The sequence below is a fragment of the Marinobacter caseinilyticus genome, from assembly GCF_011074955.1.
In the GTDB taxonomy this organism is placed as follows: Bacteria; Pseudomonadota; Gammaproteobacteria; order Pseudomonadales; family Oleiphilaceae; genus Marinobacter; species Marinobacter caseinilyticus.
This window is the reverse complement of record NZ_WUQJ01000031.1, coordinates 1-20936: the sequence shown is the minus strand read 5'-3', so window position 1 is coordinate 20936 and position 20936 is coordinate 1. Positions and strand designations below refer to the sequence as shown.

The 20936-nt window shown below is 55.5% G+C and carries 17 protein-coding genes; 15 read left to right on the top strand and 2 right to left on the bottom strand.

Translation table 11 applies throughout. The features are described 5' to 3' along the window. Positions 1–55 precede the first annotated feature (55 nt). From atpG to GRX64_RS15250, 13 genes are all read left to right on the top strand, one after another. Entirely contained in the window at positions 56–919 is an 864-nt protein-coding gene (gene atpG, locus GRX64_RS15310; protein ID WP_166268619.1) for a F0F1 ATP synthase subunit gamma, read from the top strand. 57 nt (positions 920–976) lie between these two features. Continuing rightward, a complete protein-coding gene (gene atpD, locus GRX64_RS15305) occupies positions 977–2374 on the top strand; it encodes a F0F1 ATP synthase subunit beta (protein ID WP_166268618.1) in 1398 nt (465 codons plus the stop codon). A 38-nt stretch (positions 2375–2412) separates the two neighbouring features. After that, the gene (locus tag GRX64_RS15300; protein ID WP_166268617.1) at positions 2413–2835 is read left to right on the top strand and encodes a F0F1 ATP synthase subunit epsilon; all 423 of its coding nucleotides are present in this window, start codon (positions 2413–2415) and stop codon (positions 2833–2835) included. Between the two features lie 132 nt (positions 2836–2967). Continuing rightward, a complete protein-coding gene (gene glmU, locus GRX64_RS15295; RefSeq protein ID WP_166268616.1) occupies positions 2968–4338 on the top strand; it encodes a bifunctional UDP-N-acetylglucosamine diphosphorylase/glucosamine-1-phosphate N-acetyltransferase GlmU in 1371 nt (456 codons plus the stop codon). A gap of 130 nt (positions 4339–4468) precedes the next feature. Further along, entirely contained in the window at positions 4469–6301 is a 1833-nt protein-coding gene (gene glmS, locus GRX64_RS15290; protein WP_166268615.1) for a glutamine--fructose-6-phosphate transaminase (isomerizing), read from the top strand. Positions 6302–6463: 162 nt separating this feature from the next. Next, positions 6464–7588: an acyl-CoA dehydrogenase family protein gene (locus tag GRX64_RS15285; protein ID WP_166268614.1), complete on the top strand. Its 1125-nt coding sequence runs from the start codon at positions 6464–6466 to the stop codon at positions 7586–7588. A gap of 13 nt (positions 7589–7601) precedes the next feature. Continuing rightward, positions 7602–8732, top strand: coding sequence for an iron-containing alcohol dehydrogenase (locus GRX64_RS15280; protein ID WP_166268837.1), 1131 nt, complete (start codon positions 7602–7604; stop codon positions 8730–8732). A 24-nt stretch (positions 8733–8756) separates the two neighbouring features. Beyond that, entirely contained in the window at positions 8757–9908 is a 1152-nt protein-coding gene (locus GRX64_RS15275) for a CaiB/BaiF CoA transferase family protein (protein WP_166268613.1), read from the top strand. Positions 9909–10012: 104 nt separating this feature from the next. Further along, complete coding sequence (gene dctP / locus GRX64_RS15270; RefSeq protein ID WP_166268612.1) at positions 10013–11071, top strand: TRAP transporter substrate-binding protein DctP; 1059 nt, start codon at positions 10013–10015, stop codon at positions 11069–11071. A 125-nt stretch (positions 11072–11196) separates the two neighbouring features. Then, complete coding sequence (locus GRX64_RS15265; protein ID WP_166268611.1) at positions 11197–11727, top strand: TRAP transporter small permease subunit; 531 nt, start codon at positions 11197–11199, stop codon at positions 11725–11727. Beyond that, the gene (locus GRX64_RS15260) at positions 11720–13036 is read left to right on the top strand and encodes a TRAP transporter large permease (RefSeq protein ID WP_166268610.1); all 1317 of its coding nucleotides are present in this window, start codon (positions 11720–11722) and stop codon (positions 13034–13036) included. Before GRX64_RS15265 ends, GRX64_RS15260 begins: the two co-directional genes overlap by 8 nt. A gap of 58 nt (positions 13037–13094) precedes the next feature. Then, entirely contained in the window at positions 13095–14672 is a 1578-nt protein-coding gene (locus GRX64_RS15255) for an aldehyde dehydrogenase (NADP(+)) (protein ID WP_166268609.1), read from the top strand. 215 nt (positions 14673–14887) lie between these two features. Further along, the gene (locus GRX64_RS15250) at positions 14888–15457 is read left to right on the top strand and encodes a TetR/AcrR family transcriptional regulator (protein ID WP_151983082.1); all 570 of its coding nucleotides are present in this window, start codon (positions 14888–14890) and stop codon (positions 15455–15457) included. 29 nt (positions 15458–15486) lie between these two features. On the opposite strand, the gene GRX64_RS15245 is transcribed toward GRX64_RS15250, so the two are convergent. After that, entirely contained in the window at positions 15487–17172 is a 1686-nt protein-coding gene (locus tag GRX64_RS15245; RefSeq protein ID WP_166268608.1) for an AMP-binding protein, read from the bottom strand. Positions 17173–17300: 128 nt separating this feature from the next. On the opposite strand from GRX64_RS15245, the gene GRX64_RS15240 reads away from it, so the two are divergent. Beyond that, positions 17301–18476, top strand: a complete 1176-nt coding sequence (locus tag GRX64_RS15240; RefSeq protein ID WP_166268607.1) for a CaiB/BaiF CoA transferase family protein — start codon at positions 17301–17303, stop codon at positions 18474–18476. Between the two features lie 36 nt (positions 18477–18512). Continuing rightward, complete coding sequence (locus GRX64_RS15235) at positions 18513–19685, top strand: glycoside hydrolase family 88 protein (RefSeq protein WP_166268606.1); 1173 nt, start codon at positions 18513–18515, stop codon at positions 19683–19685. A 507-nt stretch (positions 19686–20192) separates the two neighbouring features. Here the strand turns inward: GRX64_RS15235 and GRX64_RS15230 are convergent. Then, on the bottom strand, positions 20193–20936 hold a 744-nt coding region (locus tag GRX64_RS15230; RefSeq protein ID WP_166268605.1), incomplete at its 5' end, for an electron transfer flavoprotein subunit alpha/FixB family protein.

Genomic DNA, 20936 nt, shown 5'->3' with positions numbered 1-20936 from the left:
GTCGCAGGTCGGTTTTTTGAAGCGTCGGGTGTCACACTTGAGAAGGCAGTGAGTTATGGCCGTCGGAAAAGAAATACGTAACCAAATATCGAGCATCAAGAGCACGCAGAAAATCACCAGCGCCATGGAAATGGTGGCGGCGAGTAAGATGCGCAAAGCTCAGGAACGCATGCAGGAAACCCGTCCGTATGCAGAAAAGATGCGCCAGGTTATTGGACACATCGCGAAAGCGAACCCGGAATACAAACACCCGTTCATGATTGATCGGGAAGTGCATCGTGTCGGCTACATTGTCGTGTCGACCGACCGGGGACTTTGCGGTGGCCTGAACGGTAATTTGTTCAAGGCATTGGTCCGTGAAATGCGGGGATGGAAAGATAAGGGCGTTGACGCTGACCTGTGCGCCATTGGTCAGAAAGGCGCGTCCTTTTTCCGGAGTTACGGTGGCAATGTGCTAGCGGCACTGACCCATCTGGGCGATAGCCCGAGCTCTGAAAAACTCATCGGCAACGTCAAGGTCATGTTGGACGCCTTCGAAGAAGGCCAGATCGATCGTTTGTTCCTCGTGAGCAACAAGTTCGTCAACACCATGACCCAGAGTCCTCAGGTGGAGCAGTTATTGCCCCTGCCGGAAGGCTCTGATGAAGAAGAGATTAAGAACCAGTGGGATTATCTCTACGAGCCCGATGCCCGGCCGATTCTTGATGGCCTTCTATCACGTTACATTGAGTCCCAGGTGTATCAGGGTGTGGTAGAGAATCTGGCGTGTGAACAGGCAGCCCGAATGATTGCCATGAAGAGCGCGACGGACAACGCGGGTGACATTATTAGCGAGCTTCAGCTGGTCTACAACAAGGCCCGTCAGGCAGCCATTACCCAAGAGATATCGGAGATCGTAAGCGGCGCGACCGCGGTCTAACTTCAGGCCCACGATCCAACTGGTTTTAGTGACTATCAAGATAACGAGGAACCGAGCATGAGTAGCGGACACATCGTTCAGATCATTGGCGCGGTTATCGACGTGGAATTTCCACGTGACTCCGTACCCAAAGTTTATGACGCACTGCTGCTTGAAGGTGGCGAAACAACTCTGGAAGTTCAGCAACAGCTGGGCGACGGCGTTGTACGTACCATTGCCATGGGCAGCACCGAGGGCCTGAAGCGAGGCCTGAAAGCAGAAAACACCAACAAGCCAATTTCCGTACCGGTGGGCACCAAGACACTGGGCCGCATCATGGACGTCCTTGGACGTCCGATTGATGAGCAAGGCGACATCGGCGAAGAAGAGCGTTGGGCGATTCACCGTAAAGCACCCGGCTATGCGGATCAGTCCGCCTCGGCCGATCTGCTGGAAACCGGCATCAAGGTCATCGACCTGGTATGCCCGTTCGCCAAAGGCGGTAAAGTGGGCCTGTTCGGCGGTGCCGGTGTTGGTAAGACCGTCAACATGATGGAGCTGATCAACAACATCGCGAAGGAACACTCCGGTCTGTCGGTATTCGCCGGTGTTGGTGAGCGGACTCGTGAGGGTAACGACTTTTACTACGAAATGAAGGAATCCAACGTCCTTGATAAAGTAGCAATGGTCTACGGCCAGATGAACGAGCCCCCGGGGAACCGTCTGCGTGTTGCTCTGACCGGCTTGACCATTGCGGAAAAATTCCGTGATGAAGGCCGTGATGTACTGCTCTTCGTGGACAACATTTACCGTTACACCCTGGCGGGCACCGAAGTATCCGCCCTGTTGGGTCGGATGCCGTCTGCGGTGGGTTATCAGCCCACCCTGGCTCAGGAAATGGGCGAGCTGCAAGAACGGATTACGTCAACGAAGGATGGTTCCATCACCTCCATCCAGGCCGTTTACGTACCTGCGGATGATTTGACCGATCCATCGCCGGCCACCACCTTCTCGCACCTGGATGCGACCGTGGTACTGAGCCGTGATATCGCTTCCAAAGGCATCTACCCGGCCATCGATCCGCTGGACTCCACCTCGCGTCAGCTTGACCCGCTGGTGATTGGTCATGAGCACTACGATGTAGCCCGTGGCGTGCAGAACAATCTGCAGCGTTACAAGGAACTGAAGGACATCATTGCGATCCTGGGTATGGACGAACTGTCAGAAGAAGATAAACTGACAGTATCTCGTGCTCGTAAGATCGAACGTTTCTTGTCCCAGCCGTTCCACGTGGCAGAAGTATTCACGGGCTCGCCTGGTAAATACGTGTCTCTTAAAGAAACCATCAGCAGCTTTAAAGGCATTCTCAACGGTGACTATGACGACATGCCGGAGCAGGCGTTCTACATGGTCGGAACCATTGACGAAGCTGTGGAGAAAGCGAAGGAAATGAAGGCCAAGGCGAAAGCCAAATAAGGCAACAGTTTCCGGACCGATCAAAGAGGCGTTATTAAATGGGTATTACCGTGCATTGTGACGTGGTGAGTGCCGAAGAAAAAATCTACTCCGGGCTGGTCGAAATGCTGATCGCCACCGGGTCAGAGGGTGAACTGGGTATTGCACCCGGTCACATCCCTCTGCTCACGGAGTTGAAGCCGGGCCCGGTACGGGTAATCAAGCAGGGCGGTGAGGAAGAAATCCTCTACGTCTCTGGTGGTTACCTCGAGGTCCAGCCTTCGGTCGTTACGCTACTGGCGGATACAGCGGTTCGTGCAAAAGATCTTGACGAAGCAGCTGCCGTAGAGGCTCAGCGTGAAGCCGAAAAAGCACTGGCGAATAAAACAGGTGAGTTCGAGTATTCTCGGGCGGCAACGGAACTGGCAGAAGCATCCGCCCAGTTGCGAACCATCCAGAATCTGCGCCGCAAAATGCGTTAGGCATTATTGCAAGGCATCATCTGATCGCCAAAGCCGCATCCTGAAACGGAGATGGAGGCAGACAACCCGTCTGTTGTTCATTTACCCGGAAAGGTGCGGCTTTTTTGTTTAAAAAAGGAGCATTACCCAACCATGACCGATCCGTTGCACGTCATCATTCTGGCCGCAGGACAAGGCTCCAGAATGAAATCCAACCTGCCGAAAGTTCTCCACGCTGTTGCCGGTAAGCCAATGCTGCATCATGTGATGGATACCGCCCGGGCACTGGGAGCAGCGGGGATTCATGGGGTCATCGGGCACGAGGCCGAGCAGGTTCGCAGTGCCACACCGAACCAGGACATTCAGTGGGTGCTGCAGGCTGAGCAATTGGGTACCGGCCATGCGGTCGAGCAGGCGTTGCCCAACGTACCGGATAATGCCCGGGTGCTGGTGCTGTACGGCGACGTGCCGTTGACCCGGTCCGAGACACTGGAACATCTGGTGTCGTTCGTGAGCGAGGATAGCCTCGGGTTGTTGACCATGACCCTGGACGATCCCAGTGGCTATGGCCGCATCATTCGCGATCACGACGGGGCCGTGCAGTCCATTGTCGAGCAGAAGGATGCCGGCCAGGCCCAACTGGCCGTGCGGGAAGTGAACACCGGTATCCTGGCGGTTTCAGCCCGTCACCTGAAGGACTGGTTGCCGCAATTATCCAATCGCAATGCCCAGGGCGAATACTACCTGACAGACATTATTGCCATGGCCACCGACCGCAAGGTCAGGGTGGAAGTGGCCCAGCCTGGCAACGTGTACGAGGTGCAGGGCGTCAATAACCGTCAGCAGCTGGCCGAGCTCGAACGATGGTTTCAAGGACAAATCGCCGAACGGCTGATGGCCCAGGGGGCCACCTTGCTGGACCCGGCCCGGGTGGATGTCCGGGGGGAACTGGTGGTTGGTCAGGACGTGATCATCGACGTGAACACCATCTTTGAGGGGGAAGTGCATCTGGCGGAGGGTGTATCCATCGGCAGCGGCTGTGTGATTCGCAACACCCGGATTGCTGAAGGCACGATCATTCATCCCCACTCGGTACTGGACGGCGCCGACATTGGTCCAGGTGCCGAAATCGGACCCTTTGCGCGCCTGCGGCCCGGTGCCACGCTGGCGGCCAGAACCAAGGTCGGTAATTTTGTCGAAATGAAAAAAGCCGTGATTGGTGAAGGCAGTAAAGTCAATCACCTGAGCTACATCGGCGACGCCATTCTTGGGCGGGGTGTAAATGTGGGTGCAGGAACGATCACCTGCAATTATGATGGAGTTAACAAGTTCCAGACGGTACTGGGGGACAAAGTATTCGTGGGCTCCAACACCTCCCTGGTGGCTCCGGTCACGGTTGGGGAACTGGCCACGATTGGCGCCGGTTCCACCATTACCCGCGATGTCACGGCGGGTGAACTGGCCGTGGCCCGTGGAAAACAACGGAACGTGCCAGACTGGCCGCGGCCTGAAAAGAAAAGCTGACGAACAAACATGATTGGCGGGCGCCCCCGCCACACTGAGATTAGCCTCGTGTGGCGAGGTCTCAGGTTTTGACACCTAAGCGAGTGTTCAAGGGTTCCCAAGGTATCACCGAAGACAGGACAACAGACTCATGTGCGGGATTGTAGGCGCAGTATCAGAACGGGACGTTCAAGGCATCTTACTGGAAGGACTTCGCCGACTGGAATATCGCGGTTATGACTCCGCCGGTATGGCTGTGCTGGGTGGCAATGGCGAGATCAGTCGTGCCCGTGAAGTGGGCAAGGTGGCCGCGCTGTCGGAGGTGCTGGTCCAAACCCCGAATCACGGCACCACCGGCATCGCCCATACACGCTGGGCAACCCACGGTCAGCCGTCCAAACTCAACGCACACCCGCACATGTCCGGTGATCGCCTTGCCATCGTTCACAACGGCATTATCGAAAACTATCAGGAACTTCGGGACCAGCTTCGCGGAGACGGTTTCGAATTTACCTCACAAACCGATACTGAGGTGGTCGCGCACCTGATTGAACGTTATTTCCGCACCACCGGCGATCTTTTCAAAGCCGTGCAACAGGCGATCAGCGAGCTTCGCGGTGCCTTTGCCCTGGCGGTCTTGCACGCCGACGAGCCGGACCACGTGGTGGTCTGCCGGGAAGGCAGTCCGTTGGTGATTGGGGTGGGAATTGGCGAGAATTTTATAGCGTCAGACCAGCTTGCGCTGTTGCCGGTAACCGACCGTTTCATGTTCCTGGAAGAAGGCGACATGGCGGATATTCGCACCAACAGCATCAAGATCTGGGACCGCGACAACCACCCAGTAGAGCGCAAAGTGACCCGCTTTGAGCACAGCATGGACTCGGCCGACAAGGGCGAATACCGCCATTACATGCTGAAAGAAATTTACGAGCAGCCACGGGTGATCCAGGCCACCATGGAAGGCCGTGTCACCAGCAGCAAAGTACTCGAACAGGCGCTCGGCACGGACGCCGGCCAATTGCTGGAAAGCATTCGTCACGTGCAGATCATCGCCTGCGGCACCAGTTACCATGCCGGTATGGTGGCGCGGTACTGGATCGAGGACTTGGCCGGTATTCCGTGTTCGGTTGAGGTGGCGTCTGAATTTCGCTACCGCAAGCACGTCATTCAGCCCGACACCCTGTTCCTGTGCATTTCCCAATCGGGCGAGACGGCCGATACGTTGGCGGCCTTGCGTCAGGCCAAGAAAGCAGGCTTCCGTGCCGCGCTGGCGATCTGCAACGTACCCGGGAGTTCATTGGTACGGGAATCCGATCTGGTGATCATGACCCAGGCCGGTCCGGAAATTGGCGTTGCGTCCACCAAGGCCTTCACCACCCAATTGACGGCGCTGCTGCTGTTTACCATTGCCCTGGCCCGTCACAACGGGCTCAGTGAAGAGCGCGAGGCGGAACTGGTAACGGCGTTGCGGGCTTTACCGGGACAAGTGGAAGCGGCGCTGGCGCTGGACGAGGCCATTGCCGAGTTGAGCTCGGCTTTCATGGATAAGAACCACAGCCTGTTCCTGGGTCGGGGCGCGTTGTTCCCGGTCGCATTGGAAGGCGCGCTGAAACTGAAAGAGATCTCCTACATCCACGCCGAGGCGTATCCCGCCGGGGAGCTCAAGCACGGTCCGCTGGCACTGGTGGACAGTGAAATGCCGGTCGTCACCGTGGCACCCAACAACGACCTGCTGGAAAAACTCAAATCCAACCTTGAGGAAGTCCGCGCGCGCGGGGGTGAGTTGTTTGTGTTCGCCGACGGCGAATCGGATCTGGCGTCGGAGCCCGGGGTACACGTCATGCAGATCCCCGCGGTGCATCCCATTACCGCACCCATTGTCTACACCATTCCCCTGCAGCTGCTGTCCTACCATGTCGCCGTACTGAAAGGCACCGACGTGGACCAGCCCCGCAACCTGGCCAAGAGCGTCACGGTCGAGTAACCGTGACCGCCCGATGGGCCGCCTGCCAAAGGACATTAAAGTTCGATAAGTAACGGGGTAGAACCCCAATCTAATTTCTGTTTTTATTGACCATCCGGATAGTATGTGTTTTATTAACTAAAACACGCACCCACTACCAATAAAAAACGGGGAGAAATAACGATGCTTGAACGACAGGATTACGAAGAGTTTCGCAAGGCGGTGAGGCGTTTGGCTGAAACCAAAATTCAGCCTCATGCTGCGGACGTTGATGAAAAGAAGCGATTTCCCGAAGAGGCACTTGCCGCATTCAAGGAATTACAACTGATTGCGCTGCCTTTTGATGAAAGCATCGGTGGCCAGTCTGGGGACGTGCTGGCCCAATGCATCTGTTTGGAGGAAATCGCCCGTGTCTGTGCCACCTCGTCGCTTACGCTGATGGTGATCTGGGCCGGGCTCGGCCCAATAGCCTCGTTTGGTTCGCCGCAGTTGGTCGAAGAGGTGATGAAACCGGCCATTAATGGAAACATCGTGGCCTCCATCTGTCTGACTGAAATTCACGGCGGCTCTGACGTCTGGGGTGCTCGCAGTCGCGCCCAGTACAAGGATGGCCAGTGGGTGCTCAACGGCCAGAAGCGCTACATCACCAATGCCAGCCGCTCCGACTGGTACTCGGTCCTGGCATGTACCGGTGAAAACAGCTTTGGTGTGTTTGCGGTGCATAAATCTGACCCCGGTCTCTCCTTCGGCAAGCTGGAATCGAAGATGGGTGTGCGGGGCAGCCCCACTGCCGATGTAATTTTTGAAGAGTGCCGGGTTGACGATTACCGGCTCCTCGGTGACTCGAAAGAAGGCCGCCAGTACATCACTGATTCACTGGCCTATACCCGGCCGTTAATTGGGGCTCAGGCGCTCGGTATTGCCCAAGGGGCATTTGATGCCGCCATCAAGTACGTTAAGGAGCGGGAGGTTTTTGGCCAGCAAGTGGCACGCTTTCAAATGATCCGCGGCACCATTGGCGACCTGGCAACCGAAATCGAAGCCTCCCGCCAACTACTTTATCGCTCCTGTGAAGCGGTTGAAAACAAAGAGCCTGAGGCCCGCACCCTAGCCTCCATGGCCAAGCTATTTTGCAGCAATGTTGCCATGAAAGTGGCCACCGAGTCCGTACAGCTCCATGGCGGTGCAGGTTATCTGACCGATTTCCCCGTCGAGCGCATGATGCGTGATGCGAAAATTACTCAGATATACGAAGGAACCAGCGAGATCCAGAAATTGATCGTCGCTAAAGCCATGCTTTCAGATTAAGGCGAAAACCATGATTGCCCAGATTAACTACCTGACCAATATCCGCTTAGGCACAGGCGCAATGGCTTCACTGAATGATGAGCTAGCAAACCTGAAAGTAAGCAAGCCGCTGATCATCACCGATGCCGGCTTGTCATCAACCGGCCTGCTTGATAAGGCGAAGGCAACTGCCAAGCTTCCGGACAATGTTGCCATTTACGATGGCACACCTGCCAATCCAACTGAAGTGGCGGTGGAAGAGGCCCTGAAAGCTTATCGTTCTAACAATTGCGATAGTATTGTTGCCATCGGAGGCGGCTCCAGTATCGATCTTGCCAAGGCCGTAGCTTTGCTCGCAACCCATAAGCCGCCACTGCGCCAATATGCGGCTATCGATGGTGGCGTTGCCAAAATCGGCCCAACCGTCCCCCTGGTTGCAGTACCCACCACCGCAGGTACCGGCAGCGAAGTAGGCCGGGCATCCCTGATAACGCTGCGGGACGGCCGCAAGCTAGGATTTCTTTCCCCATACTTGATCCCAGACTTGGCCATTTGCGACCCGGAACTGACACGCTCACTTCCGGCCAACCTAACCGCCGCAACCGGGATGGATGCTATTGCCCATTGCGTTGAAACTTACCTGAGCCCCAAGATCAACCCGCCGGCCGATGCCATTGCACTGGACGGTCTGCGCCGAGCTTCGAAGTATCTGATTCGTGCTGTCAACGACGGAACCGATATGGAAGCACGCAGTGAAATGATGATTGCGGCCCTTGAAGGCGCGCTGGCATTCCAAAAGGGCTTGGGGGGAGTTCACTCCATGTCCCACGCCCTTGGTGGCCTGAAGGAGCTAAAGCTCCACCATGGCACGCTGAACGCGGTGTTGTTGCCCCCGGTACTGCGTTTTAACCAGAGTCATTGCGGTGACAAATTTGACCACCTCAAGGCCGCCATGGGCCTAGCGGCCGATGCCGATCTGCCAGCAGAATTCGAGCGTCTGAATGCCGAACTTGGCATGCCGAAGAATCTTCGTGAAATGGGTGTGCCGGACGAGGAGCTCGAGGATATGGCCCAGTTTTCCGAAGAAGACCACTCCACCGCCACCAATCCGCGTCCAGCGTCGGCTGAGGACTTCCTCGCCATGCTGAAAGAAACCATGGGCTGAGGTTGTGACCATGAGGAGTTTGATATGACTGGCCAGAATTCAATCTTGAAAGGCACCCGTGTGCTGGACTTGACTCGTCTTGCACCAGGTCCGTACGGCTCAATGTTGCTGGCGGATATGGGGGCAGAGGTTATTGTTGTTGGCGGCGGCCGCTCCGGCTTGCCGATTGATTGCTACCGACGCGGAAAGCGTTTTGTGAACCTTGACCTGAAAAGCGAAGAAGGTCTGGATGCATTCCGCCTGTTGGCTGCCGATGCGGATGTCTTGATGGAAGGCTTTCGTCCTGGTGTTATGCACCGCCTAGGCCTCGGCTATGAAGCCCTTAAGCAAGACAACCCGAAACTGGTGTACTGCTCGGTGACCGGCTACGGCCAGGATGGTCCGCTCGCTCAAGAGGCAGGCCACGACATCAACTATGTTGGTCTTTCCGGCGCCCTTGGCGCCATGGGCCCGGCCGATGGGCCACCAGCACTGCCGTTGAATATTATTGCCGACTTTGCCGCGGGCGGGCTTTACGCCGCCTATTCTATCCTCGGAGCCCTGCTGGAGCGGGGGCGCTCGGGACTGGGCCAGTTCCTTGATGTCGCCATGGTAGATGGCTGTCTTTCGCTGATGACGATGCACTATCCGGACTGGGGTAAGCCAGTGTTGCCTTCTCGCGGCAAAGGACTGCTGACCGGAGAAGCGCCTTTCTACCGCTGCTACGTCTGCAACGACGGCAAGTATCTGGCGGTCGGGGCTTTGGAGAGCGCATTTTTCACCAATCTGTGGCGGGGGTTGAACTTTGAGCAGCCAATGCCAGATCACATGAACCCGGATACATGGCCCGCCATGACTGAGCAGTTCGAGCTGTTATTCGCCAGCCGGTCCCGTGACGCCTGGGTGGCGCATTTCGAGGGCCGGGATGCTTGCGTTTCACCGGTGTTGGCGCCAGATGAGGTGTTCCGACACCCGCATGTACAGGCGCGGTTTCCTGGCAGTGACACCTATGCTACTCCGGCCATTCCCCGCTATTCCCGAACCCCGACCATACCGGGTGTTACTGATGGCAAGGACAGTTCGCATACGGTCCTCCGAGAGTTAGGTCTGTCAGAAGCGAAGATCAACAAAGCCGTTTCTGAGCCCTCGAATGTGACAGGGCTCGTATGGCCACCGGTTAAATCCTGTCAATCCTGAGAACCGCAGAGCCAATCCATCACAACAGTTCATAACAACAAGAACCGGACGGAACACCGTCAGGGTGAACCGGCCAATTACGCAAGACTGAGAGGAGTTCAATAATGAAGAAACTCACAAACCCTATCAAGGTGGCCGTCATAGCCGCCAGCCTAACCCTTACTACCGGTGGTGCCATGGCCGAGGAAGTAACTTGGAAAATGGCTACACCCTGGGGTGGTGGTCCTTGGCTGGAAAGGGATGCTAAAGGCTTTGCCAAAAATGTGGAGCACCTCACCGGTGGCCGCATCACAATCAATGTCTTTCCGGGCGGTACGCTTTCCAACCCGCTGAAAGTCACCGAGGCAGTCAACCGCGGTGTTGTTGAGATTGGCCACAACTGGATGGCCTATGACTGGGGCAGGGACCGAACCACTGCGCTGTTTGCTGGTTATGCTGGTTCCCCTACCCCGGAAGGCTATCTGATGTGGCTCTACGAGGGTGGTGGCTTGGAACTTTGGCAAGAGTACCGCGATGAAGAGTTCAATGTGGTGTCTTTCCCCTGCGCGATTATTGGCACGGAAATTTTTCTGCACTCAAATAAGAAAGTTCAGACCCACGAAGACTTCAAGGGTCTGAAGCTTCGCACCTCCGGCGCCTGGGCCGAGATTGCGTCAAACCTTGGTGCTTCCACCATTGTGATGCCTGGAGCCGAGGTATATACGTCGCTTGACCGAGGGGTTATCGACGCCACTGAATGGGGCAGCCCGGAAATCAACAAGCCGACCGGTTTCACCGATATAGCTAAGTATGTGGTCGTACCCGGCATGCACCAGCCCGGCGGCGTCCTTGAGTGCGAAATCAACAAGGACGTCTGGACTGGCCTGTCCGAGGAAGACCAGCAGGCGATCGCCACGGCGGCAAGGCTCTCCATGTATGAAAGCTGGAGTGCCGGTGCCAATGCTGATCTCTCCGCATTCAAGGAGATGACCGACGGTGACAATGAAATTGTGCACCTTGATCCGGACTTCATGGCGACAATTGAAGAAGCCACGAACAAGTGGGAAGACGAGCAGGCCGAGGACAATAAGTGGTTTGCCAGGGTGCTTAATTCCCTGAGGGACTTCGAGGGTCAATTGGCAGTCTGGCCCGAGTATCGCTTTCCCATCGGCGGTAAGCATTAACAACAGGGTGTTACCCGGGCCTCTATTTCTATGTGCGAGGCCCTACGTTGTAAGAGACACGATGCCCCCGGCCCAAGCCAAATTGCTCCCGGGTCGGGGTCATCGGTAGCAACAAGGCATGCATAATGAAAGTTTTTAGCTTCCTCGGAAAAACTGTGGATGCGTTCTCGAAAGCCGCTGCGCTAATCGGTGCATTGCTGATCGTGCCGCTGATCGGCTCGCTGACCTATGAGGTCGTTAGCCGCTATATCCTGAACTCACCAACAGCCTGGGCCTACGAAATGAGCTACATGTTCATGGGCTCAATTTTTCTATTGGGCATGGCGTACGCGCTGAAGGTCCGCCAACACGTCAACGTAGATCTCTTTTATGCCATTATGCCGCCGCGAGGCAAAGCGACCATGGACATGATCGGCCTGGCCATCTTGTTAGTGGCGCTGGTCTGGATCGTTGACGCGTTATTTTTGTATGCGCTGGAGGCCTACGAGTACCAGGAAACCTCCGGAGCTTCAGGCTGGAATCCTGTGATCTGGCCGTTCCGAACCGTCTGGGTTGTCGGGTTCGGTATACTAACCGCGCAAACCGCGGTCGAATTGGTGCGCTCCATTGCCATTCTAATTAAGGGCGACAAAGAGCCGGGGGTGTGGCATGACTGAATACATCGGATTCTGGATGTTCCCGGTTCTCCTGATTTTCCTTCTGGGTGGTTTTCCCATTGCGTTGTCGATGATCTGCACAGCGTTTATCTTTGGTGTTATTCAGTTCGGCGATGCCGCGTCATTCCAGTTGATTTCCCAGATTGACAGCGTGGCGGGCAACTCGGTACTGGCCGCAGTGCCCCTGTTTGTCTTCATGGGAGCTTTCCTGGAGAAAAGCGGTATTGCATCCAAGTTGCTTGAGGCTATCCATATCTGGACATGGCGACTTCCCGGCGGCATGGCTCTTAGCACCATTATCATGGGTGCCATCTTTGCTGCCATCAGCGGAGTGGTAGGCGCCACAGAGGCCGTGATTGGATTGCTAACCGTCCCGGTTATGCTGAAACACGCCTACGACAAACGGCTGATTTCCGGCACCGTGTGCGCCAGTGGGTCGCTGGGCACGGTAATTCCGCCTTCCATCACAGTGATTGTGCTGGGTCCGGTTGCCAATGTTTCGGTGGGTGAGCTGTTTGCCGGTCTGCTGTTGCCTGGCCTGATCATGGCTGTGCTGTTTGGTCTTTACGTGGTCGGTGTTGCTGTTGCCAAACCGGCCATGGCTCCCCGCACTATGGAGGGTGGCCCCAAGTACAGCCTTGGACAGAAACTGCGAATAACTGCAGTAGCGCTGATTCCGCCCTCAATACTTATCTTCGCCGTGCTCGGCAGCATCCTTATGGGTGTTGCTACACCCACGGAGGCAGCTGCATGGGGTGCGCTGGGAGCGGTTGGTTTATCGGCTATCTATCGCACGTTTACCTGGTCCTTGTTTGGTAACGCCCTGATGAAAACCCTGCTAATAACTACAATGATCCTGCTCATCGTTCTGGGCGGCAGTATGTTTGCGGGGGTGTTCTTTGCATCAGGTGGGATGTTGGCAATCCAGACGCTGCTAAACGACCTGGGTATCCCAGCCTGGGGTGTGATTGCATTGATTCTGCTTCTGACATTTGTAGCTGGCTTTGTCCTTGACTTGATTTCGGTGGTGCTGATCGTCATCCCGATTGCCATGCCTCTGGTGCTGAACCTTGGCTTTGACCCGATTTGGTTCTGTATTGCCTTCCTGGTGGTATTGCAAACCAGCTATCTGACTCCACCCATGGCACCGTCAATATTCTATCTTCGAGCGGTGGCGCCGCCGGAGATCACCCTACGGCATATGTACAGCGGAGTTATTCCGTTCATCATCCTCCAGATCATTACCTTGGCGGTGGTGCTGGTATTCCCGGAGCTAGCGACCTGGTTGCCAGAAATACTGCTGGGCTAAATGGCCGAGGCTAAACTTTGAAAATAATTCGACCACCGAACATACGAAGGAGATCATCATGACTGTATCAGGACACCAATTGATTGGTCAGACCAGCTACCGGGGGGATCAGGCTGCCCTTGAACCGGTTGACCCTGCCACCGGAAAGCGCCTGGAGCCAGAATTCCCCGGTGCCAGTAGCAAGGATATCGAACAAGCCTGCAGTTTGGCCCTGGAGGCCTTTGGTGAGTATCGCGAAACTTCTCTGGAAGCGCGAGCCAGTTTTCTCGAAACTATTGCCACGGAAATCGAGGCTCTCGGCTCCGGACTGATTGAGCGAGCGATGGCTGAAACTGGACTACCGAAGGGCCGGATTGAAGGTGAGCGCGGTCGTACCTGTGGTCAGCTCCGGTTGTTTGCCTCGGTAGTGCGTGACGGTGAGTGGCTGGACGTCAGGGTGGACCCGGCGCTTCCTGAGCGCCAGCCGATGCCCCGGCTTGATCTGCGCCAGCGGCACATCGCTGTCGGGCCAGTTGCGGTTTTCGGGGCTAGTAATTTCCCGCTAGCGTTCTCGGTCGCAGGCGGCGATACTGCATCCGCGTTGGCAGCAGGCTGCCCGGTGGTGGTCAAGGGCCACCCAGGCCACCCCGGTACATCGGAGTTGGTGGGCCGGGCAATCCAACAAGCGGCCAAGCTCTGTCAGATGCCGAATGGCGTATTTTCACTGTTGTTCGGTGTCGGCAACGAGATCGGCCAGGCCCTGGTGGCGAACTCCTGCATCCAGGCGGTTGGCTTCACTGGCTCGCGGCGCGGCGGGTTAGCCCTGACAGCGATTGCGCAGCAGCGCAGCGTACCGATTCCGGTGTTCGCTGAAATGAGCAGTATTAACCCGGTATTCATCCTGCCAGAAGCCGTTGCGGCCCGTACTGGTAACCTTGCCATGGAATTCGCGGTATCCCTTAGTATGGGTGCAGGTCAATTCTGCACCAACCCGGGGCTGATCATTGGCTGTCGTGGCAAAGCCCTTGAAGCCTTCAAACAAGCTGCCACGGATGCCGTTGCCCAAGCGGATGCTCAGACCATGCTGACATCGGATATTCATGCAGCCTATACGCAGGGTATTGAGCGTTTATCCGGCAATGCCGACGTCCAGTGTCTAGCGAGTGGAGAGGAAGGCGTAGTCTCGAACGCCTGCCAACCCCGTTTATTTGCCGCCCATGCCAGCGACTTTCTCATAGATGAAACATTGCAACAGGAGGTTTTTGGGGCCGCGTCCTTGATTATCGAGTGTGAGGGACTGGAGGAGATGCAGCGCGTTGCCGAGAGCCTCGAAGGACAGCTCACAGCCACTCTGCACATGGATGAGGGCGACATGGGGGCTGCGCAATCACTACTCCCAATATTGGAAACGAAGGCTGGCCGGATATTGGTCAATGGCTGGCCGACAGGTGTAGAAGTCTGCCATGCCATGGTTCATGGGGGGCCTTTCCCGGCCACCTCTGATAGCCGCACCACATCGGTAGGCAGCGCGGCTATTCGACGCTTTCTCCGGCCTGTATGTTATCAGAATTTCCCCGACGCCCTGCTCCCGCATGCTCTGAAGGAGGAAAACCCTTATAGGCTGCACCGCTTGTTGGATGGTGAGCGGGAAGCATAGATGTGACAAGCCAGGGTGATGGGCCCGGCGGCTAGAGCGTGCCGAGCAGATAAAAAGCACGATTTAGCGGCACTTTCCATTTACTGTATTATATACGAATGAACCGGTGCGCAAGCTGGAAACCATTTATTCGAGAGTTTGAATTCATTTAGGAAACAAAGTTGACTACGACGGGCAAGAAACTTAACAAGAACGAAATATCTCGTGAACGCAGCATGAATCGGTTGATACAGGCTGCATTCGAATTGTTTGTGATACGCGGATACCATGCCACCAGCCTGGAGGCTATTTCATCAAAAGCCGGCCTCACTAAAGGCTCGGTTTATTTTTACTTTGGCAGCAAGGAAAAGCTGATCCTGCACATGTTTGAAGTTCTTCGTGAGGATCTTGTGGATGGTCTGGTGGCCACTCTGAGAAATCCTGTCGGCAGCCATGTGGACCGCATAATCCGCTATATCCACAAGGGTGCTGATTTCGGCGCGGAACGGCCCAACGAGCTGCTCTTCATGATCCAGATAGCCATCGAGTTCGCTCGCCAGGAGAATGTCATCGCCACGGCAATCAGGGAGCTATACGGAGATGTACACGCCGCTGTCGAGGCGGTGGTCAGCGAGGCCCAGGCCGTTGGTTCGATGTCGTCAGACATTGACGCACGCTCGTTCGCCTCCATGATCGTGGCGGTCCACGATGGCATGATGCTGGAATGGCACCTGCGTGGCGCTGAAATTAGCGGCCCCGATCTGGTCAAAAATGTGCGGCGCATGTTGTTGCACGGTATCGGCTAAGCTATCCCATTGGGTTTACCTAATGCTGTTTATCCCTCGTCGATAAGCTCCTTTAGGCTGACGCCGGCGGCTTTGCGGTCCCAGGTGCTGGTTTGAATGCCGCGCTGTGATAGCTGCTTTTTCTTCACCTTGTTGGTGGGTGTTCTCGGTAGTTCGTCGATGATTTCTATATAGCGTGGCACCATGAAATGGGGCAGTGCGCGTGCCAGGAAACTCAACAGCGCCGGTGGTTCAACTACTGCGTCCTCCATGGTTACGATATAAACCAGAATATCGTCGTCGTTCTCATAGCTCGACGGAACACCCACCGCCACGCATTCCTTCACACCAGGAAAGTCAGCCACTGCAGCTTCGATATCAAATGAGGAGATATTCTCGGCCCGGCGGCGGATACGGTCGCCTTTGCGATCGATGTAGAACATGTTGCCGTTGCTATCCCTGACGGCGATATCTCCGGTATGAAACCAAAGGTTTCGCCATGCGTTCACGGTTTCTTCCGGCATACCCATGTAGCACAACATGGTAGTCCAGGGGTGCCTGGGCCTGACCACAATTTCACCTGCGGTGCCGTCCGGTACCGGACGGTCTGTTTCCGGATCGACGACTTCCACGTCATACCATTCCGTTAGTACTTTGCCGCAGGAGCCAGAAACCGCAGAGAATTGCCGTGACGTCCAACATGGGCAGCCAACTTCACTCATACCCCACATTTCGATACCCTTGACGCCAAACCGCTCCAGAAAGGCATCACCATCACGTTTAGGCAATGGGCAGCACATCAGACGGGTAAGAACGTTATCTGAATCTTCGGACCGTGGCGGCTCTGCCTGGATCATTTCTATCATCGGTCCATGGGCAATACTGATGGTTGCTCCACTTTCCCGGATGCGATCCAGCCAGCGTTTAGCGTCAAACTTTCGGTCAAGAACCAGTGTTCCGCCGGCGGCAAAGATGGCGAGTACTCCCATGAACTTACCGGCAATGTGAAACAGAGGGTGGGCGCTGTAGAACACGTCAGACGCGGTCATGTCTGTTTCCCCTGCGGTGGTGTTAGCCAACAGGCAGACGTGGCCATGGGGCATCACCACGCCCTTGGCGGGACCAGTGGTGCCAGATGTGAACACCACAGACGCTGCATCGGAGGGCTGAATCTCTGGCCAAGGCTGCTTCAATAGTGTTGGCTTGGCGATGAGTTCTTGGTGATGCCTCACGCGGATATTCCCTTTTGCCTCAAATGCTTTGACCAGTTCGCTAGGACCAGTTTCCGTGTTGTCGATAACGACAATCTGCCGGACGCCGGAAAAGTCCCAAGTCAGTTCGGTAATACACGGCATTAAGTCAGCATCGCTGACAATCAGGCTGGGTTTGGCCAGGTTGAGGACATGGGCCAAAGAGTTACCGCGATAGCCGGTATTCGCCGACACATCGACCGCGCCAACTAGCGCTGCAGCCATCCATGCGTGCAATGCGGCAATACTGTTGGCAGCAAATATCAGGATACGGTCACCGGGCTCAATACCTACCTGAAGGAAATGCGCTGCTAGCGCCTCCGCATGGGCCATAAACTGGCCATAAGTCTCTCGATTACCCGAGACCTCGCGGGCAAAAACTGCATCGGGTGAGGCCTCCAAGCGCCGTGCAGCCACTTTGGGTAATGTCCACTCAGAGAGCGAATCGGGAATCGCGAATGCAGGTAATTGTTCGTTTAGAACCATAAAGCGTCTCCGGCTATCAAGGCGTGCCTTGTGAAATAGAATAACGATCAGTACTTGTCAAACTGGCTTGTGTATATTAAATAAATACTATACGGTCAGTAAGTAAAATGGAATGACGGAGGAAATCAATGAAACCACTTTCTGGGGTCACCGTGCTAGAGCTTGGCATGGTTATGCAGGTGCCACTTGCCGGGCAGATGCTTGGGGATTACGGCGCCGACGTAATTAAGATTGAGCGACCGCCCCGAGGCGACATTATGCGGGATCTCGACGAGGTCGGCACCGCCCGTGAGGAAATGAGCTGCTATTACGCTGCGGTTGGTTGTAATAAGAGGACCCTGTGCCTCGACCTCAAGCAGGATGAAGGCCGAGAAGTCCTTGGCAAGCTGATTGATAACGCCGACGTGCTGATTCACAACTTTCGGCCCGGTGCCATGGAGCGACTCGGCTTTGGTTACGACGAAGTCTCTAAGCGCAATCCTCGGCTGGTGTATGCGGTTGGTTACGCCTTTGGCGCAAAGGGCCCGTTATCAGGTATGCCGGGCCAGGATATGCTGGCGCAGTCTCTCAGCGGCTTTGCCATGAATGGGGTTGAGCCCGGTGGCCGTCCCCGTCTTACTGCCACCCCTATAGTCGACTATGCCACTGCGGCATCGTTATCTCAGGGGGTGCTGGCGGCACTTTTGGGACGGGAACGCAGCGGTAAAGGTGACCTCGTAACTACTTCTCTGTTTGATGTCGCCATTGCCATGCAACTGCTGGAAACCTCCAGTCGAGCACTTTACGACTACCGCACCGACTGGGTTCAGTACGCCATGATCTTCAAGACCTCGGACGGCTGGATCACTGTTCTCACTCTGTTTCGGGACAACCCACTGCAACTCATGTGCATGGCGTTTGGCGAAGACGACATGAGCGCGGATCCACTGCTCGCCAACTCCACTCTACAACGTAAGCATGCCGACATAGTTCAGGAAAAATTCGGGCCGGTGATGGAACGCTATACCACCGATGAATGTGTAAAGCGATTATCCAAAACCGACATCCTGTGTGCCCCGGTGATGGATCTGGACGACACCTTGAAACATCCGCAAACCCTGCAGAACGATATTTTGCGGGAGGTGGACATACCCGGCCATGGATCAGTCCAACTGGTTGGCAATCCGGTAAAACTGGCCAGCCAGGGTAAAGAAATGCCACGGCCACCCGCCGCTCTGGGCGAATTTTCCAGTGAGATTCTAAGTGACTTTGGCTACTCCGAAAACGAGATCAGAGACTTCCAGGAACGCGGAGTTATTACCTGATTGGCAATCAAACACAATTAAGAGGGGCACTAAATCATGAACGTCAAATCACCATACGGCAATGACGAAAAGCGCTTGTTTGACCAAACCATTGAAGGTCTGGTGGAGCGGGCGCGTCTCACTCTGAAAAAACAATTAACTGGGTTTCCCCACTACGCCGACACGACGACCGGAGAGTGGACTACCACGGAAGATGGTTTCTGGACGGGGGGCTTCTGGCCCGGTGTACTCTGGTTGAGCGGTCATTATTCTGGCGATTCATCACTCTGGCAAGCGGCCGAGGAGTGGGTAGAGCGCCTTGAGCCGAGGGTTGACTCCGATTCGGTATTTCGGGGCTTCCTGTTCTATTTTGGGTGCTCTGTTGGGGCAGATCTTGCGGGTAGCAGGAAAGCCGAGACACTGGCGTTAGCTGCGGCCAGTAGCCTGTACGCTACTTTTCGCCCAAATATCGGTCTGATGCCCTTGGGCACATCGGCGGAAGAGGCCCACACGGTCGGCGAGAACGAAACCAACATCGACAGCCTATCAGCCAGCCTAGTGCTTGCCTGGGCTGCGGAGAAGACTGGTGACGATAAATTCAGGGATGTGGCAATCCGCCATGCCCTGACTAACGCTGACTTTTGTGTGCGCGAGGATGGCTCAGTATGCCAATCCGCTAGCTTTGACAACCAGACCGGGAAGTTGATCAAAACCTATACCCACAAGGGCTACGGCCCGAACTCTACCTGGGCCCGTGCGCAGGCTTGGGCTATGATGAGCTACGCTTATCTATCGGCACTGTATCCGGAGAATCGTGAAATCCGTGACTATGCCGAAAAAGTGTGTAGATGGTGGACCCAGAATGTGCCTGACGACGGGGTGGCTTTCTGGGATTTCGACGCGCCCCAAGAAGCCGACACTCCGAAGGACACCTCTGCCACCTCTATCGCCTGCTATGCCCTGCTGACATTGGCTACTGTTCTTGATGATCGCCAAGCCGCGCAGGATTATCAACGAATAGCCCGTAACACCGTCAAAACACTTTGTCGTGACTATGTTGTGGTCGCGCCATGGGGCAATGGCGCTATCCGGCCCGCAATGCTAACACGAGGCTGCTTCGATCCAATGCGCGGTGTCGCCACCGAGAATGAGCTGATCTGGGGCGACTACTTCCTGCTGCACTGCCTGGGTATACTGACAGGTCTGTTGCCCACCAATAAACCTGGCTGATACCGAGGCACCAGGGCCTGGATGGTCAGCTTTGGGGCATTGTGTTATCTGCTGAACATCCGGGAACTAAGTCTTGAACAGTACAATATAGGAGTCTACCTTCGAATTTAGCCGGTTAGCGGTCATATTGAGTATATTCGGTGTGGCGCGTCTAGTGCCTGATGGGTAATCAGGTAATCCCGTGACAAGGCTGAGACTCTGTGGTTTCTTAGGAAAAGATCAAAGTTTATTGTCATTAGATTCACTGCGGAAAATGTCGCCGAGTTCGAAAAATGTCAAACTTTAGAATTTTTCTGAGGCGAAATTGCATCAAAATTATAGGTTTTTTATCAAACTTTAATGTTCTCTGACAGGATACCGACGTAGGTGGTAATACTGCCACCCTAAACGAGATGTCTGATAACCATAAAGTGTCAGGTTTTATTGACTCGCGGTGCCTAAGAGTCAGTAAAACTTTAAAAAAATCCTCGGGGAGAGGGCGAAAGAAAGCACAACAATGGTAACAATTTATATCGACTTCTCTAACTTCTTCTCCAGCTGAGGGACTGCTTCGAACAAATCGGCAACCAGGCCATAGTCCGCAACCTGGAAGATCGGTGCTTCTTCGTCCTTGTTGATCGCAACGATCACCTTGGAGTCAGACATACCGGCCAGGTGCTGAATGGCACCGGAAATACCAACCGCCACGTACAGATCCGGAGCGACGATTTTACCCGTCTGGCCAACCTGCATGTCGTTCGGAACAAAACCGGCATCGACGGCTGCGCGCGAAGCACCTACCGCGGCGCCCAGCAAGTCCGCCACCTGCTCCAGCATCTTGAAGTTTTCGCCGTTCTGCATGCCGCGGCCACCGGAAATAACGATGCCGGCACTGGCCAGGTCAGGACGGTCGGATTCGGCTTTCTGTTCGCTGACGAACGATGAAAGACCCGCATCCTTAACTACGTCCAATGCTTCAACCGTCGCAGAACCGCTCTCGCCGCCTACCGGGTCAAAACCTGTCGGACGCACGGTAACCACCTTGATGCTGTCGCCGCTCTTCACCGTCGCAATCGCGTTGCCGGCGTAGATGGGACGCACGAAGGTGTCTTCCGACTCGACGCGAATGATGTCAGAAACCTGAGCAACGTCCAGCAAGGTCGCGACGCGAGGCATGAAATCTTTGCCCGTCGTGCCGGCGGCGGCGAAGATGTGGCCGTAGCCCTTGCCCACTTCGGCAACCAGTTCCGACAGGTTCTCGGCAAGAAAGTG